12 protein-coding genes, 1 other RNA gene and 1 riboswitch are annotated in these 17,192 nt (G+C 39.4%); of the genes, 2 read left to right on the top strand and 11 right to left on the bottom strand.

Features of this window, described 5'->3' with window-relative positions; genetic code table 11:
• Positions 1 to 11: 11 nt before the first annotated feature.
• From leuB to tgt, 5 genes are all read right to left on the bottom strand, one after another.
• On the bottom strand, positions 12 to 1,097 hold the full coding sequence (leuB, locus tag BQ7352_RS09500; protein ID WP_072448989.1) for a 3-isopropylmalate dehydrogenase: 1,086 nt from the start codon (positions 1,095 to 1,097) through the stop codon (positions 12 to 14).
• Positions 1,098 to 1,234: 137 nt separating this feature from the next.
• Entirely contained in the window at positions 1,235 to 2,119 is an 885-nt protein-coding gene (gene sdaAA, locus BQ7352_RS09495) for an L-serine ammonia-lyase, iron-sulfur-dependent, subunit alpha (RefSeq protein WP_072448988.1), read from the bottom strand.
• Positions 2,120 to 2,131: 12 nt separating this feature from the next.
• Entirely contained in the window at positions 2,132 to 2,803 is a 672-nt protein-coding gene (gene sdaAB / locus BQ7352_RS09490) for an L-serine ammonia-lyase, iron-sulfur-dependent subunit beta (protein WP_072448987.1), read from the bottom strand.
• Between the two features lie 191 nt (positions 2,804 to 2,994).
• Complete coding sequence (yajC, locus tag BQ7352_RS09485) at positions 2,995 to 3,303, bottom strand: preprotein translocase subunit YajC (protein WP_072448986.1); 309 nt, start codon at positions 3,301 to 3,303, stop codon at positions 2,995 to 2,997.
• Between the two features lie 142 nt (positions 3,304 to 3,445).
• A complete protein-coding gene (gene tgt, locus BQ7352_RS09480) occupies positions 3,446 to 4,582 on the bottom strand; it encodes a tRNA guanosine(34) transglycosylase Tgt (protein ID WP_072448985.1) in 1,137 nt (378 codons plus the stop codon).
• A gap of 191 nt (positions 4,583 to 4,773) precedes the next feature.
• Between tgt and BQ7352_RS09475 the strand changes: the two genes are divergently transcribed.
• Positions 4,774 to 9,027: a 2-hydroxyacyl-CoA dehydratase gene (locus BQ7352_RS09475; protein WP_072448984.1), complete on the top strand. Its 4,254-nt coding sequence runs from the start codon at positions 4,774 to 4,776 to the stop codon at positions 9,025 to 9,027.
• Positions 9,028 to 9,075: 48 nt separating this feature from the next.
• On the opposite strand, the gene BQ7352_RS09470 is transcribed toward BQ7352_RS09475, so the two are convergent.
• From BQ7352_RS09470 to BQ7352_RS09455, 4 genes are all read right to left on the bottom strand, one after another.
• Positions 9,076 to 10,710, bottom strand: a complete 1,635-nt coding sequence (locus tag BQ7352_RS09470) for a putative polysaccharide biosynthesis protein (RefSeq protein WP_072448983.1) — start codon at positions 10,708 to 10,710, stop codon at positions 9,076 to 9,078.
• Between the two features lie 2 nt (positions 10,711 to 10,712).
• On the bottom strand, positions 10,713 to 11,396 hold the full coding sequence (gene ung, locus BQ7352_RS09465) for a uracil-DNA glycosylase (protein WP_072448982.1): 684 nt from the start codon (positions 11,394 to 11,396) through the stop codon (positions 10,713 to 10,715).
• Positions 11,397 to 11,479: 83 nt separating this feature from the next.
• Complete coding sequence (locus tag BQ7352_RS09460; protein ID WP_072448981.1) at positions 11,480 to 12,955, bottom strand: sensor histidine kinase; 1,476 nt, start codon at positions 12,953 to 12,955, stop codon at positions 11,480 to 11,482.
• Positions 12,955 to 13,632, bottom strand: a complete 678-nt coding sequence (locus BQ7352_RS09455; RefSeq protein ID WP_072448980.1) for a response regulator transcription factor — start codon at positions 13,630 to 13,632, stop codon at positions 12,955 to 12,957. The genes BQ7352_RS09460 and BQ7352_RS09455 overlap by 1 nt, the downstream gene beginning before the upstream one ends.
• A 176-nt stretch (positions 13,633 to 13,808) precedes the next feature.
• Positions 13,809 to 13,908: riboswitch (TPP riboswitch) on the top strand.
• A 40-nt stretch (positions 13,909 to 13,948) separates the two neighbouring features.
• Between BQ7352_RS09455 and BQ7352_RS09450 the strand changes: the two genes are divergently transcribed.
• Positions 13,949 to 14,614, top strand: coding sequence for an energy-coupled thiamine transporter ThiT (locus BQ7352_RS09450; protein WP_072449822.1), 666 nt, complete (start codon positions 13,949 to 13,951; stop codon positions 14,612 to 14,614).
• 297 nt (positions 14,615 to 14,911) lie between these two features.
• Here the strand turns inward: BQ7352_RS09450 and ssrA are convergent.
• Together ssrA and BQ7352_RS09440 are read right to left on the bottom strand one after the other, a co-directional pair.
• Positions 14,912 to 15,261: a transfer-messenger RNA gene (ssrA, locus tag BQ7352_RS09445) on the bottom strand.
• Between the two features lie 164 nt (positions 15,262 to 15,425).
• Entirely contained in the window at positions 15,426 to 17,156 is a 1,731-nt protein-coding gene (locus BQ7352_RS09440; RefSeq protein ID WP_072448979.1) for a peptide ABC transporter substrate-binding protein, read from the bottom strand.
• Positions 17,157 to 17,192 lie beyond the last annotated feature (36 nt).

Below are 17,192 nucleotides of genomic sequence, written 5' to 3'. Positions count from 1 at the left end.
CCTCCTATAATCTACTGTATTTTCTTTATAATTAAGTTCCCCATCTCTTGTGTAGAAACTTTTATCATATTTTCTGACATAATATCTGGTGTCCGATATCCTTCATTCAATACTGCATTTACTGCATTTTCAATAGCTTTTGCCTCTCTTTCCATAGAAAAAGAATAGCGCAGAAGCATGGCCGCAGATAAAATTGCAGCAATTGGATTTGCAATTCCTTTTCCCGCAATATCAGGAGCAGAACCATGAGATGGTTCATACAGCCCAAAGCTGGTTTCATTTAAACTTGCGGAAGGCAGCATTCCAATAGAACCGGTCAGCATACTTGCTTCATCTGACAAAATATCCCCAAACATATTCTCTGTGAGAATGACATCAAACTGTTCCGGGTTGCAGATTAGCTGCATAGCACAATTATCTACCAGCATGTGCTCTAAAGTGACTTCCGGATAGTCAGCTGCCACTTCCTCTGTTATTTTTCTCCACAAGCGGGAGGAGTCCAAAACATTTGCCTTATCTACGCTGGTAACTTTTTTCTTTCTCTTCATAGCTGTTTCAAAGGCTTTCCTGGCAATTCTGCGGATTTCATTTTCATCATAAGTAAGCGTATCCACTGCCTTTGTAATCCCGTTTTCCACAACAGTTTTTCTCTCCCCGAAATAAAGTCCTCCTGTAAGTTCCCTTACAATCATCAAATCAATTCCTGTCTGATAAAACTGTTCTTTTACAGGGCAGGCATCCTTTAAAGCCTCATATAAATATGCCGGTCTTAAATTGGCAAAAAGTTTTAATTCTTTTCTCAGCTTTAAAAGTCCTGCTTCCGGTCTTTTCTCAGGTGACAGACGATACCAGGGTGATGTTTTGGCATCAGCACCTACCGCTCCCATTAAAACGGCATCTGCATTTTTTGCCTTCTCAATCGTTTCATCTGTTAATGGTTCACCATATACGTCAATGGATGCCCCTCCCAGCAACAAATCTTCATAAGAAAATTCATGCCCATAGATTTTTGCTGTGGCATCTAAAACTTTTCTGGCTTCTTTTATAATTTCCGGGCCAATGCCATCTCCCGGCATTAAAGCAATTTTATATTCCATACCGATCCCCCGTTTTCTCAAATTAAATTATTACTATGATAAGCCTTTTTTCTCCACAATTCAAGCAATAATAAAACAGAGAGGTATGCTTTTTTGTTATGGTTTCCATTCTTTTTAAGCAATACCTCTCTTTTTCCCTATTCTTCTGTTTTTCCAAATATTCTGCAGCTCTTTTCACAGGCACTGGCAGTTCCTGCACAGCCTCCCAAAGCACTTTCTCTCAATTCAAAAGGAAGACATCTTCCTACATGGTACATCGCCTCTGCCATCTCATCAAAAGGAATTATCTGACGGATGCCGGCAAGCGCCTGTTCTGCACAAATCAAAGCGTTAGATGCCCCAATAGAATTACGGTTCTGGCAAGGTGCCTCCACCAAACCTGCTATAGGATCACAGACCAGCCCCAATAAATTAGAAAGAGCTCCTGTGGCTGCCCACAAACACATCTGAGGACTTCCCCCCATTATTTCTGCAGCTGCTGCCGCTGCCATTGCAGAAGCCGCTCCAACTTCTGCCTGACATCCTGCTTCAGCGCCGGATACAGATGCATTTCGCATCAGTAAATAGCCCACAGCGCCTGCTGTATAAAGTCCATTTAATAATTCTTCATCCGGTAAATCAAATTCTTCCTGCAAAGCAAATAGAACTCCGGGGACAACACCGGAAGATCCCGCTGTTGGTGCTGCCACAATTACACCCATAGATGCATTCACTTCCAAAACTGCCATGGCATACGTAATTGCTTTTGACAGAACACTTCCACAAATAGATTTTCCCTCTAATCTGTGTTTTTCCAGCAGCTTCGCTTCTCCTCCTATTAAACCTCCCATAGATTTTTTAGGATTTTTTAAAGGTTCTTTTGCAGAATTCCTCATAATCTCCAAAGCTTTTCTCATCTTCTTCTCCACTTCTGCCTCAGAAATTTTAGAAAACTCTGCTTCTCTTTTCTTCATAATCTGAGAAATCGGAAATCCTGTTTTTTGACATAATTCCAGTAATTCTGCTCCGTTATTAAATTCCATTTCCTATTCCTCCTATAGCTGCACCAATGTAATATCAGAAACAAGTGGATTTTCTCTTATTCTATCCAGTACTTCTGCAGGTATTTTCTCATCCGACTCTACAATTGTAAAAGCTGCTGCACCTTTTTCTTCTCGAAACAGACGCATAAACGCAATATTTACCCCTTCTTCACTTAAAACTCTGGTAATATGAGCCACTACTCCGGGCTTATCTGTCTGACTTACAATCAAGGTACTATATTCTCCTGTAAAATCTACCTCAATCTGATTTAATTTTACAATCTTTACTTTTCCTCCTCCAAGAGAAACACCTCTCACAAAAAGTTTTTCTCCTTCTGTACCTTCTATCTCCATATCTGCAGTATTGGGATGAATGGCCGCATCCTCCTGTTCAGAAACAGAAAAGCTATACTTAATTCCCTGTTCCTTTGCAAGTCTCAAAGAATCACGAATACGCAAATCATCGGTTTCAAATCCCATAATTCCGCCTAAAAGTGCTCTGTCTGTACCATGTCCACGATATGTTCTGGCAAAAGAGCCATATAAAGTAAAATGCACACTTTTTATTTCTCCCGGAAAAAGTTTTCTCGCCAAAAGAGCCATGGAGGCTGCTCCCGCTGTGTGAGAACTGGAAGGCCCTACCATATTGGGGCCAATTACTTCAAATAAACTGATAAATGCCATCTTTCTATCTCCTGTTATATAAAAAGATTGCGCTGTTGCACAATCTCCGCGCGCGAGCGGTTCACAAAATGATAATTTCCTCTCCGCGAGCTACACATCCTTGCGGAGCATTTTTTAATTTCGCAGGATGCAATTTCCTATGAAATTAAAAAGGTACTGCAGGTTTTATCCCTCAGCACCTCTTACTTTTCTTATTCTGCAGCACCATCACTTGCTTTTTCTACTTCAGCGATTGCACCTTTTCTCATTGGAATTCTACAGTTTCTGTTATTTCCAAATTCTACAATAACATCTTCTTCTGTAATATCAATTAAAATTCCATAGAAACCGCTGGTTGTAACAATACTGTCACCAACCTCCATAGAAGCCAGCATACTTTTTACTCTCTGCTGTTCTTTTTTCTGCGGACGCATAATCATGAAATACATCAAAAGAAAAAATACTACCAATGGTACGAATAAGCTAATCATGCTTCCTGCACCTGCTGCTGATAATAACATCTTACTTCCTCCTGAAAAAATAATCTTTACCTGTCAGAATTATAGACATTATTGTTATAATACACAATTTCCGACTTTTCTTCAAGTGGTTTTTCTGTATTTTTCCAATTTTAATACTTTTTTTATTTCATCAGAAAACTTCTCAATCTTTAGGACCTGCTGCCATGCTCTCCAGTTTTTTCTGCTTATATTCTTCATAACATCCTTGATCCAGAGCATTTCTGATTTCTTCCATCATGGTGTTATAGAAATATAAATTATGCAGAACACAAAGACGCATGCCCAGCATTTCTTTGGCTTTCAATAAATGTCGAATATAAGCTCTGCTGTAATGACGACATGCAGGACACTGACAGCCCTCTTCAATAGGGCGAGAGTCCAATTCATATTTAGCATTAAACAGATTAATTTTTCCAAAGTTTGTATACACATGTCCGTGACGACCATTTCTGCTTGGATAAACACAGTCAAAGAAGTCCACACCTCTTGATACAGCTTCCAAAATATTTGCAGGTGTTCCAACACCCATGAGGTAGGTTGGCTTATTTACCGGCAGATGAGGTACTACACTGTCTAAAATACGATACATTTCTTCATGAGTTTCTCCTACAGCCAAACCGCCTACTGCATATCCATCTAAGTCCATTTTAGAAATAGTTTCTGCATGGGCAATACGAATATCATCATAAATAGCTCCCTGATTAATACCAAATAAAAGCTGATGCGGATTTACCGTATCTTCTAAGCTGTTCAGTCTCGCCATTTCGTCCTTACATCTTTGCAGCCATCTTGTAGTACGGTCTACAGATGCCTGTACATATTCTCTGCTGGCAACACTTGACGGACATTCATCAAATGCCATGGCAATAGTAGAACCTAAATTTGACTGGATCTGCATACTCTCTTCCGGTCCCATAAAAATCTTTCTGCCATCTACATGAGAATTAAAATATACGCCCTCTTCTTTTATCTTTCTCAATTTTGATAAAGAAAATACCTGAAAACCGCCGGAGTCTGTTAAAATCGGTTTGTCCCAATTCATAAATTTATGAAGACCACCCAGTTGTTTTACTACTTTATCTCCCGGTCTTACATGAAGGTGATAGGTATTTGAAAGCTCTACCTGCGTTTTAATTTCCTGTAAGTCCATGGTAGATACAGCTCCTTTAATGGCTGCTGCGGTTCCTACGTTCATAAAAACCGGAGTTTCTATTGTTCCATGAACAGTTTCCATTCGAGCTCTTTTCGCTCTGCCTTCCTGTTTTAATACTGTATACATCAATTTTTCCTCTTTTTCTATTCTCTTATTTCTTGCTGTCATACAGATTATTCTATCATAAGCCCATTTCAAACGCAATGGCTGTGAAATATTTACGATTGTTTTTTTCGACATTTTGTCGTATAATGACTTTGATTTTTTTATACATATAATAATAAGTAGAAACACATACATAGAGGAGGTTTCTGACAATGTCAGAAGATAATAAAACAAAAAACACCTTTTATTCCTTAGGAATTGATATTGGCTCTACAACTGTAAAAATCGCAATTTTAAACAAGGATCATCAGATTATGTTTGCCGATTACGAAAGACATTTTGCTGATATTCAAAATACTCTGGCAAGACTTCTTGACAAAGCTTACCATTCATTGGGAGAACTTTCTGTTGTCCCGGTTATCACAGGTTCCGGTGGTCTGACACTGGCATCTCATTTAACAGTTCCTTTTGTTCAGGAAGTTATTGCTGTTTCATCTTCCCTTGAAGAATTAGCACCTCAAACTGATGTTGCTATTGAATTAGGTGGTGAAGATGCCAAAATCATTTATTTCGAAGATGGCAATGTAGAACAACGTATGAATGGCATCTGCGCCGGCGGTACAGGTTCTTTTATCGATCAGATGGCTTCTCTTTTGCAGACAGATGCAACCGGGCTTAACAACTATGCCAAAGATTATAAAGCTCTTTACCCGATTGCTGCCCGCTGTGGAGTTTTCGCTAAAACAGATATTCAACCTCTGATTAATGAAGGAGCAACCAAAGAAGATTTGGCAGCTTCCATTTTTCAGGCTGTTGTTAATCAGACCATCAGCGGACTTGCCTGTGGAAAACCAATTCGCGGACATGTGGCTTTTTTAGGAGGACCTTTACACTTTCTTTCAGAACTAAAGGCTGCCTTTATCCGCACCTTAAAACTGGACGAAGAGCATACCATTGTACCTGAAAATTCTCATTTATTTGCAGCTATTGGATCTGCTCTCAATGCAAAAAAAGAGGCTCCTGCTTTCTCAATTACCGCTATGCGTGACAGACTGCAGGCATCTATTCAAATGGATTTTGAAATTGACCGTATGGAGCCATTATTTGCTTCCCAGCATGAATATGACACCTTTAACGAGCGTCAGAGCTGTTATAATGTAAAAACTGCTCCTCTGGACACTTACAGCGGCAACTGTTATCTGGGTATTGACGCCGGTTCCACAACAACAAAAGCTGCCCTTGTAGGAGAAGACGGCTCTTTACTTTATTCTTTCTACAGCAATAACAACGGAAATCCTCTGGCAACTTCCATAAGAGCTATTCAGGAAATTTACAGTCAGCTTCCTGCCGGTGTTAAAATTGCTTACTCCTGCTCTACAGGCTATGGAGAAGCCTTGATTAAAGCAGCCCTTCTGTTAGATGAAGGAGAGGTAGAAACCGTATCTCACTACTATGCTGCTGCGTTTTTTGACCCGGAAGTAGACTGCATCCTGGATATCGGCGGTCAGGACATGAAATGTATTAAAATTAAAAACCAGACTGTGGATAGTGTACAGCTCAATGAAGCCTGCTCCTCCGGATGTGGTTCTTTCATTGAAACCTTTGCAAAATCCTTAAATTACAGTGTAGAAGACTTTGCAAAAGCTGCCCTTTTTGCTAAAAATCCTATTGATTTGGGTACGCGCTGTACGGTATTTATGAATTCCAAAGTAAAGCAGGCACAAAAAGAAGGCGCTTCTGTTGCAGATATTTCTGCCGGTCTGGCTTACTCCGTAATTAAAAATGCTCTGTATAAAGTAATCAAAGTTTCAGATGCTTCTGAACTGGGAAAACACATTGTAGTACAAGGCGGTACTTTCTACAATGATGCCGTACTTCGAAGCTTTGAAAAAATTGCCCAGTGTGAAGCTATCCGTCCTGACATTGCAGGAATTATGGGGGCATTTGGCGCTGCATTAATTGCAAGGGAGCGTTACAGCAAAGACAAAACAACTACCATGCTGCCCATTGATAAAATCAATTCTCTGGAATATAAAACTACAATGGCAAACTGTAAAGGCTGTACTAACAACTGCCGCCTGACTATTAACAAGTTTTCCGGCGGACGTCAGTATATTTCCGGAAACCGCTGTGAACGTGGAATTGGAAAAGAAAAGAATAAAGAACATATCCCTAATTTATATGAATATAAATACAAACGCCTGTTTTCCTACGCACCTTTAACTGAGGATAAAGCAACACGGGGAAAAGTAGGTCTTCCAAGAGTTTTAAATATGTTTGAGAATTATCCTTTCTGGTATACCTTTTTTACAGAACTTGGCTATCAGGTGGTACTCTCTCCTACTTCCACACGAAAGATTTATGAGCTAGGCATTGAGTCGATTCCAAGTGAGTCGGAATGTTATCCTGCCAAGATGGCACATGGGCATGTGTCCTGGCTGATTAAACAGGGAGTAAATTATATTTTCTATCCCTGTATTCCATACGAACGTCAGGAATTTAAGGACTCTGTAAACCATTTTAACTGTCCGATTGTAACTTCGTATGCAGAAAATATAAAAAATAATGTAGACGAACTGAAAAATCCTGATATTCGGTTTCACAATCCGTTTCTGGCTCTGACCAGTGAAGAAATCATTACCAAGCGTTTAGTAGAAGAATTTCCTGACATTCCTTCCACGGAAGTGGAAAAGGCTGCCCATGATGCATGGAAAGAAATGCGTAAATGCAGAAATGATATTATGCGAAAAGGTGAAGAAGTCCTTGACTATCTGGAAAAAACAGGAAGACACGGCATTGTTCTGGCAGGGCGTCCTTACCACATCGATCCGGAAATTAATCATGGTATTCCGGAGTTGATTACTTCTTATGGAATTGCCGTACTTACTGAAGACTCTGTCTCTCACCTTGCTCCTATTGAACGTCCTTTGAGAGTCAATGACCAGTGGACTTACCATACCCGCTTATACGCAGCGGCAAATTTTGTAAAAGAAAAAGAAAATCTGGATTTAATTCAGCTGAATTCCTTTGGCTGCGGTCTGGACGCTGTAACTACTGACGAAGTCAATGAAATCCTGTCTGGCAGCGGTAAAATTTATACCTGCCTGAAAATTGATGAGGTGAATAATCTTGGGGCTGCCAGAATTCGTGTACGCTCTTTAATCGCTGCACTGAGAGTAAAAGAACAGCAAAAGAGAAAAAGAGAAATCCATCCTTCTTCTATTGAACGTGTTTCTTTTACAGAGGAAATGAGAAAGAAATATACTATCTTATGCCCTCAGATGTCGCCTATTCACTTCAGCCTTTTAGAAGCTGCTTTTAATGCCAGCGGATATCATTTAGAGGTTTTGGGAAATGGAAACAAAGAAGCTGTTGACGTAGGATTAAAATATGTAAACAACGATGCCTGCTACCCCTCCTTAATGGTGGTGGGACAAATTATGCAGGCATTACAATCAGGAAAATATGATTTAAACCGCATAGCAATTATTATGTCACAGACAGGTGGAGGCTGCCGTGCTTCTAACTATATTGGTTTTATACGCCGTGCTTTAGAAAAAGCAGGTATGGCTCACATTCCTGTTATCTCTATTAATTTAAGTGGGCTGGAAGAAAATCCCGGCTTTAAAATAACATTGAAACTGGCAACTCGTGTCTCCTATGGCGCAGTTTTCGGAGATATTTTAATGAAATGTCTGTATCGTATGCGTCCTTACGAAGCAGTAAAAGGTTCTGCCAATGACCTTCACAAAAAATGGGAAAAACGTTGTATTGCTTTCCTCTCAGGAAAACATGTGACCTTTACCCGATTTAACCAGCTTTGCCGACAGATGATACGAGAATTTGATACTCTTCCTATTACAAATGAGAAAAAACCTCGCGTTGGAATTGTAGGAGAAATTCTGGTAAAATTCCATCCCGGCGCAAACAATCATCTGGTTGAACTTTTGGAAAAAGAAGGAGCAGAGGCTGTATGTCCTGATTTAATTGATTTCATGTGCTACTGCTTCTACAACATGAACTTTAAGTCTCAGTATCTGGGCTTTGGAAAATCTTTTGCAAAAAAAGGCAAACTGGCGATTAAAGCCATTGACTTTATCAGAAAAGCTGCCAATGATGAATTTAAAAAGAGTCGTCATTTCACTCCTTCTGCTGATATTGAAAATCTGGCAAAAATGGCTGAGCCTATTGTATCCATTGGAAATCAGACAGGAGAAGGCTGGTTCCTTACAGGAGAAATGCTGGAGCTTATTCACGCAAATACTCCAAATATCGTATGTATTCAGCCATTTGGCTGTCTTCCTAATCACATTGTGGGAAAAGGCGTTATTAAGGCAATCCGCAAGGATTATCCACAGGCAAATATTGTAGCGGTAGATTATGATCCCGGCGCCAGTGAGGTAAATCAGTTAAACCGCATTAAGCTGATGCTTTCCACCGCCTTTAAAAAACTTTCTGATGATTAAAACAAAAAAAGAAGGGGCCATCGCGTTGCGACAGTCTCTTCTTTTCTCTTACATAATATGAATTTTTCTCGCTATCTGCACAAGCTTTCTTCCACCCGGAAGTCCTGCCAGTTCTTCTTCCTTTGGCTTTGCAAAATACAGGTACAAAAGGAAATATACACATGCTCCTAACGCAATAGCGGGCATCAACGCCAACAGATTTCCTCCCGGTAATGATTTTGTCAACATATAAATTCCCTGATAAGATACAAAAGCTATAATCCCCATTGGAATTGCTGCCAGAAAGGCAGGAATATAAGCGGTCTTCCAAGGATTTTTATAATGCAGTTCTTTTTTCAATGCTCTGTCATTTAAAACACACATCACCAGTGCGTATACAATCATCGCCAGCACAACGTTATAAATTCCAAAATCTGTAAAAAACATCAACGCTGTAACAATAACCACATCAAACACCAGCGCAATCGCTGCATTAATCATAGGAATATTGGCTTTTCCAATTCCCTGCAGTACGCCGTTGGAAATATTGGACATCCCATTCATGATAACTGTAACTACACCAAGCATCATCAAAAAGCCGGCTGTACCGTCTGTTGATGGGAATAAAAGTGCAGTAATCGGACCTGCCAGTGCAAAAAGTCCCACACTGCATGGAATAGAAATAAACATACTAAGCCATGTTGCCTTATTAATTTTCTCTTTTGCAGTCTTTAAATCTCCTCTGGCATACGCTCCTGACACCTCCGGCATCATGGATGTAGGCGCTGTACTCGACAGTGTAAGAGGAATGTTAATAATAGTTAAAAAGAAGCCACATTCTGCATAAAAGCCCTCTACTACGCTTCCTTTTAATCCCTTCAGCTCTGACACAGAGGTATAAATCATACTGTTAATATAACCGTTTACGTTATACAAAAACGCGCTTAAAATAATAGGAGCTACAATCATCACAATGATTTTCATAACATCTTTGTAGCTCTCGTCCACCGACACTTTATCTCTTGCAATCTTTCTCTGAATGGTCTTTCTGTTTACCTGGTAGACAAACAACATAAAGATAAGGGCTGTTAAAACACCGGCTCCTGTTCCCAGAGTAGCCCCTGCGGCGCTCCAGCTTCGTAGCACGTCCGGCTGTGCATCTGCAAAATGATGCACCATAAAATTTGCCATCACAAGAGCTACCACTGCTACGGCAATCTGCTCCAAAATCTGAGAAATAGATGTTGGAAGCATATTTCGATATGCCTGAAAATATCCCCTGAAAACACCCAGAATACCGGAAGCAAAAATGGTCGGAGCTAAAAACTGAAGTGCAAGTCTTGCATTTGCCATTCCGTCAGGCACTAAAATCGGAGCGCCTACCACACAGAAAATTGCCACAGCACCGCCTACAATCACCGCATAAAGCAATGCACCTTTAAATATCCTCTGGGCATCTCGATATCTCTTAAAAGCCAGTCTCTCTGCCATAATTTTTGACACAGCCTGCGGGATACTAAAGGATGCAATCATCAAAAGAATAAAGTACACGTTCTGTGCAAACTGAAAACAGCCAAAACTTTCTTTTCCCATAGTACTTGACAAAGGGCTTTTATAAATCAGTCCGATAATCTTAGAAACCAGAGCTGCAACCATAAGAAAAGAAGCATTTTTTACTAATGTATTATCATTTTTCTTTCCCATTTCTATATCCCCTGTCTGTTCTCTATCTGCCAGTCAATAGGCGCAAGCCCATTCTTTTCTAAAAACTCATTGGTTTTGCTGAAATGCCTGCATCCAAAAAATCCTCTGTATGCAGATAAAGGACTGGGATGAGGTGCTTCTAAAATTAAGTGTTTGGGATTATTCAGCATACTGTGTTTCATCTGTGCCGGTCTTCCCCAAAGTAAAAACACAATCGGTCTGTCCTGCTCATTCAATACACGGATTGCCGCATCTGTGAACTGCTCCCAGCCAATTCCTCTGTGAGAATTTGCCTGATGAGCCCGCACCGTCAGTACGGTATTTAACATCAATACGCCTTGTCTTGCCCATTTTTCCAGATAACCATTATCAGGTATATAACATCCACAGTCATCATGAAGCTCCTGATAAATATTTACCAGAGATGGAGGAATTTCTACCTCTGGCTTTACGGAAAAGCAAAGTCCATGTGCCTGTCCGTCATTGTGATAGGGATCCTGCCCTAAAATTACTACTTTTACCTGGTCAAGGGGTGTAAAATGAAAAGCATTGAAAATATCGTCCGGCGCAGGAAATATCTTTCTTTCCTGATACTCCTCTCCCACTTTCTGAAATAACTCTTTATAATATTCTTTCTTAAATTCCGGCTTTAAAGCTTCCAGCCATTGTCCTTGTAAAGGCGGCATCTATACTCCTCCTCTTTCTTTTATCCATCTTTTTAGTTTAGCAGAATATATAAAAAAATGCAAACACGTAACGGCTTTTTCTTTTATTCTTCTGCATCAGCACAGGATAATTCAAACCAGAATTCCACACCATTTTCATAATTTTTCACACCACATTTCTGGTGCATGCTGTCCATAATTGCCTTTACAATGGAAAGTCCGATACCGCTTCCTCCATATTCCCTGGTTCTGGCTTTATCCACTTTATAGAATTTAATCCATACCTTTTCCAAATCCTCTTTTGGAATAATATCTCCGGTGTTAAAAACAGATACTCTGACTATGTTTCCCTCTTTTTGTGCTTTTACTTCAATCTTTTTCTCATAATCCACATGGTTTAAGGCATTGGAAACATAATTAGTCACTACTTCTTCTACCTTGAATTCATCTCCCCATACATAAATAGGAGCTTCCTGTGAAAAAGTCAATTCTGCTTCTTTTTGTCCTGCCAAAAGCTGTGCGGACTGAACAACACCCCGAATAACTTCTGTTAAATCAAATCTCTCCATGGAAACCTTATCGTTTCCAAACTCCAACTGGTTTAACGTCAGTAATTTTTTTACCATGTTGTTCATTTTTCCTGCTTCATCAATAATTACATCACAATAAAATTCTCTGCTTTCCGGATCATCGTTGATACACTCCTGCAATCCTTCTGCATAACCCTGTATTAAGGCAATGGGAGTTTTTAATTCATGGGACACATTAGAAAGAAACTCTTTCCGCATCTCATCAATCTGTTCTTTCTTTTCAATATCCTTCTGTAATTCATTATTGGCTGTTTTCAACTCAGAAATAGTGTTTTCCAATGCCTCCGACATCTTATTCAGATTATTTCCCAATACACTGATTTCATCCTGTCCTGCGCTGTGATATTTGGCTTCAAAATTCAAATTTGCCATTTCCTGTGAAAGGGAACTAAGTTCCTGCAGCGGTCTTGTAATATGTCTTGTCATAAACCAAATAATCACAGAGCTTACCAAAATTGTGAGAACGCCGATATACAAAAAGAAAATATTGGAAATAATTGCGCTGTCTTTTAAACTCTGGGCAGGAGTATTGATTAAGAACGGATTTCCATTGTCCAAATTTCCTACCATATTTACAGAGTCCATAGTTTCCCTGTCATCTGTTTTCTTTTCTACTACATAATTATCTGTGGTTTCCAAGACACTATGATTTCCTCTGGAAAAACTGTCTAAAAATCCAAACTGTGCCTCCGCATAGAGCTTATCCGCATCTCGTGCATAAGCATAAATTTGATTGGAAGTTTTATGATCCACTACAATAATTGACAAGTTTTTTTCCTCACAAAATTGCAGAAAATCCGTATCGTACTTTAAATAAGCATAATTGTCTGTACTATTTACCATTTCAAAAGCTTTTTTTAAAGAGTCTGTCTTTTTAGATAAATAAAATTTTTCCAAAAACAATGTATTTACCAAAAGCATGGCAATCAGAGAAAGACACATAATCCCAATATAGCTGACTGCCACTCGTATTTTTATGGATTTTTTCATTATGACACCTCGAATTTATAGCCCATGCCCCAAATAGTTTTAATATATTCTCCTTTTGCTCCGATTTTGCTTCTCAACTTTTTCACATGTGTATCAATGGTTCTGGCATCTCCAAAATAGTCATAATTCCATACAGAATTTAAAATCTTTTCTCTTGATAAGGCAATTCCCTGATTTTCCAGAAAATAACTTAAAAGCTCAAATTCTTTGTAGCTTAAATCCATTGTCTTTCCATCAATAGAAGCCGTATGAGAAGTTTTGTTGATTTCAATTCCTCCTGCGCTTAAAACATCATCTGAGCCGATAGCACTTGTCCTCCTTAAAATCGCTTCTACCCGCGCCACCAGAATTTTAGGACTGAAGGGTTTAGAAATATATTCATCCACGCCCAGTTCAAAGCCCAAAAGTTCATCTCTTTCATCCCCTCTGGCAGTCAGCATAATAATAGGTATTTTTGAGTCCTTTCGGATTTCTCTGCATACTCCCCAACCATCCAGCTTAGGCATCATCACATCCAGAATAATCAGTTGGATGTCCTTATCTTTATAAAAAATGTCCAGCGCCGCTTCTCCGTCACCAGCTTCTAATACTTCATATCCCTGTTTTGTCAGAAAATCACTTACCAGTTTTCTCATTCTGCTTTCATCGTCTACTACAAGTATTTTACATTTGTCCATGAAAATTCCTCCTTTTTTAAGATTGTATCAAATAAATTTGTTAAAAATGTGAACAAGTTTTTCTCTCTGCCAATTCTAACACACCCGCTCTTATCTCACAATATTTTCTCCTTATTTTTCCTATCCTTGACACTACTCTTGTGACTGTGATATAGTGAAACAGAAAAGAATATCAGCAGAATAAGAAGGGGAGCCGAAAGGCTGAGAGGAAGGAACGCTTCGACCCTTATACCTGATTTGGATTATGCCAACGTAGGAATCTTTTTTCAAGCTTTCTTTGTCCCTTCTTGTTCTTCAAAAAGAAGGAGGAAATTCTATGTTTCAATTTTTTGTCAATGCAGAAGGCGGTCTTACCACTGCCGGTTATGCAGTCACCATTGTGGCAGCAATTTTACTCACTATTGCAGCCATTATTCTCGCCGGAAAGGAATCCACAAGGAAAAAATTAAGTGTCAAACAGTTGGCTTATTGTTCTATGGCTTTAGCTCTTAGCTTTGTGACATCTTATATTAAGATTTTCGAGCTTCCCTTTGGAGGGTCTGTCACAGCCTTTAGTATGCTTTTTATTGTACTGATTGCCTATTGGTACGGCCCGAAAACAGGTGTGCTTTTAGGATTTGTTTTTGGAATTTTACAGTTTTTGCAGGAACCTTATGTCCTTTCCTTTTTCCAGGTATGCTGCGATTATCTTCTTGCCTTTGCTGCTCTTGGACTGGCCGGATTTTTCCGCAAACAGAAAAACGGATTGGTCAAAGGATATCTGGTTGCAGTAATTGCCAGAGGTGCTTTTCACGTTTTAGGAGGTTATTTATACTGGATGGATTATATGCCTGACAATTTCCCAAAAGAATTATCTGTCGCATATCCTTTCATTTATAACTACAGCTTTTTGTTGGCAGAAGCTTTGATTACCGTTATTTTACTTTCTATACCGGCAGTAAAAAAAGCTTTGGTACAAATTCAGCAAAACGCACTTTCTTAAAACAATTACATAGATTGTTTCTTGACAAATTAAGCTTGATTGTAAACACAGCTTTACTTATCGTAGCAATCCTTACATATACATCACATAAGAAATAGCCGCCCTGCTCTCTGGAAAAGAATAGGCGGCTATTTTAGTTAGTTTATATCTTTACCAGGTCGGGGAGCCTTGACCTCCCTTACTGGCTGTCTTGTTAGGTATATTATATGTCAAGAAAAACAATTTGTCAATTTTTTGTTTCACAGGACGCAATTTCCTATAAAATAACAAAAAAGCCCAGTAAACACTGAGCTTTTTCTATGGACCTGAGGGGAATTGAACCCCTGTCCGAAAGTCTATCCCTTGCGGCATCTCCCATCACAGTTATTCTTTTAACATTCCCTCACACAAACGCCGAATAACAGGCTTTTGCATTTAGTAGCTTCATAAAATCTTCCACTTTCTCAAAGCTTTGAAAGCGAAGTGCCCCGCAAAGTCGATGCCAGGTTCTTAAACAGCGGGTGGTTTAAGGCTGACAAGCTGCAATTAAGCAGCTAACGCTACGTTATCGTTTGCGTTTATATTTAATTTCCAGGTTGGTATGCAGTCCCGGAGTCTGCAGATGGCTTCCTCAACTTCAAAACCCCCGTCGAAACCAGTACAAGCCCTGAAAGCATTCTGGTTGTGCAAACGAGAATAACATACTTCTTTTGAAGCAACTATAATACTAAACGTATTTCTCTTTTTTGTCAAGGTCTTTTAAAAAATGCCGCTTTAAGATTTTTCAATCTCAAAGCGGCATTCTTAAGTACGAAATATAACAGAAAGTAAATTATCTACCGAACTGCATATCGTTATTACCAGATTTTGTTTCCCACATTTCAAGCATGTTGATTGGGTCATTGTAGTCTGCTAACCAACCTTCACGAGCGAAGTCAAATTTACCTGCTTTTCTTTCTTCAAGGAATGTAGACCATTCACGTGTTTCTACTGTCATGTTGATACCGATTTCAGCGAAATCCTGCTGCATAGCTTCACCAATCTTAACATTACCTTCAGAGTCATTTGTCAGATATGTGATATTAATTGGTGTTTCTGCTGATAACATACCAGCATCATCAAATTTGTATCCTGCACCTTCTAATAATTTTCTGGCTTCTTCTACGTTAGCTTCTGTTTTTTCCGGGTCATAGTATCCAACATTTTCTGCATCCGGATAAGTATAAGCGTCATCATTTGCTCTGAATTCGCCGCCCTGTCCGTCTAACATACCTTCTGGAATAAATGTGTTAGCTACTGTCTGGTCAGCCTGAGCGATTGTATCTACAATGTACTGACGGTCAATCAGTAAGGAGAATGCGTGACGCATATCTGCTGCCTGCTGAGCTGTCTTTCCTGCGAACAATTCACTCTGTACATTAAATCCTGAGTAGTATGTTCCTAAAGTAGCAATTTTGTGGAATTCAGGTGTATTTACAACATTTGCCATTTCATCTGTTGGAATTGTATCACTAAACTGTAAAGAACCATCTTTAAATGCGTTAAATACAGCTGTGTCATCAGCACTTAACATAAAGTTAATTTTCTTCAGAGAAACTTTGCCTGCATCATAGTAATTTGGATTTGGTTCATAAGTCATAGACTCATTATGTTTCCATTCTGTTAATGTAAATGGACCAGAAGTTACAAATCCAGACTCAAGACACCATGCACCTGGGTTATCAGCTGCACCTTCAGCGGACTCTACGTTCTGCTGTGGAACTGGGCAGAATGCTGGGAAAGCACATAAGTCAAGGAAGTATGCACAAGGTGCTGCAAGTTTTACTGTAAATGTTTTTCCATCTTCAGAAGCAGCAATATCAAGTGTACCGTCTTCTTTCTTAGCAATACCGTCTGCTAAGTAAGAGTAGTCAGCACCTGTATTAGGGTCTACAAGTCTGTTCCAGCTATATGCAACGTCTGTTGCGTCAAGAGCTTCACCGTCAGACCATTTTAAACCGTCTTTCATTGTGAAAGTATAAGTAAGACCGTCTTCGCTCATTTCATGGCTTTCAGCTAAGTCCGGAACTAAAGCTCCTGTTTCATCATATTTATATAATCCGGCAAATGAAAGAAGTGCCAGACAAGCGCCGTCTACTGTTGAGTTTAACGCCGGATCAAGTTTATTTGGTTCAGATGCAACCTGTAAGGATATTTCATTATTTGGAGCTGTTGCAAATCCAAAATATTTAAATCCGAAAAGGTTAGAGTAAATACCTTCTACATCTGTACTCTGCATATAAACATCGTTGTAGTAGTATAAAGGAATAACTGCCCATGTATCCATAAGCATATCTTCTGCTTCGTGCATCATTGCCTCACGTTTTACAAGGTCTGTTTCTTTCTTGATGTTGGCAATTAATTCATCATAAGCTTCCCATTCCGGTGCTGCAGAACCTTCTTCTGCTGTTTCTTTTCCATCTTCTGTGCTTGCTTCTGGTTTGTCACTGGAGCCGCCACATCCTGCCAGTGAACCGGCAACCATTGCAGAAGCAAGAAGCATTGCTAAAACACGTTTTTTCATTTTTGCCTCCTTCTACTTATTTCCTTCATAAGTATA

This window comes from Blautia sp. Marseille-P3201T, assembly GCF_900120295.1.
In the GTDB taxonomy this organism is placed as follows: domain Bacteria; phylum Bacillota; class Clostridia; order Lachnospirales; family Lachnospiraceae; genus Blautia.
This window is presented reverse-complemented; position numbering and strand designations above follow the sequence as displayed.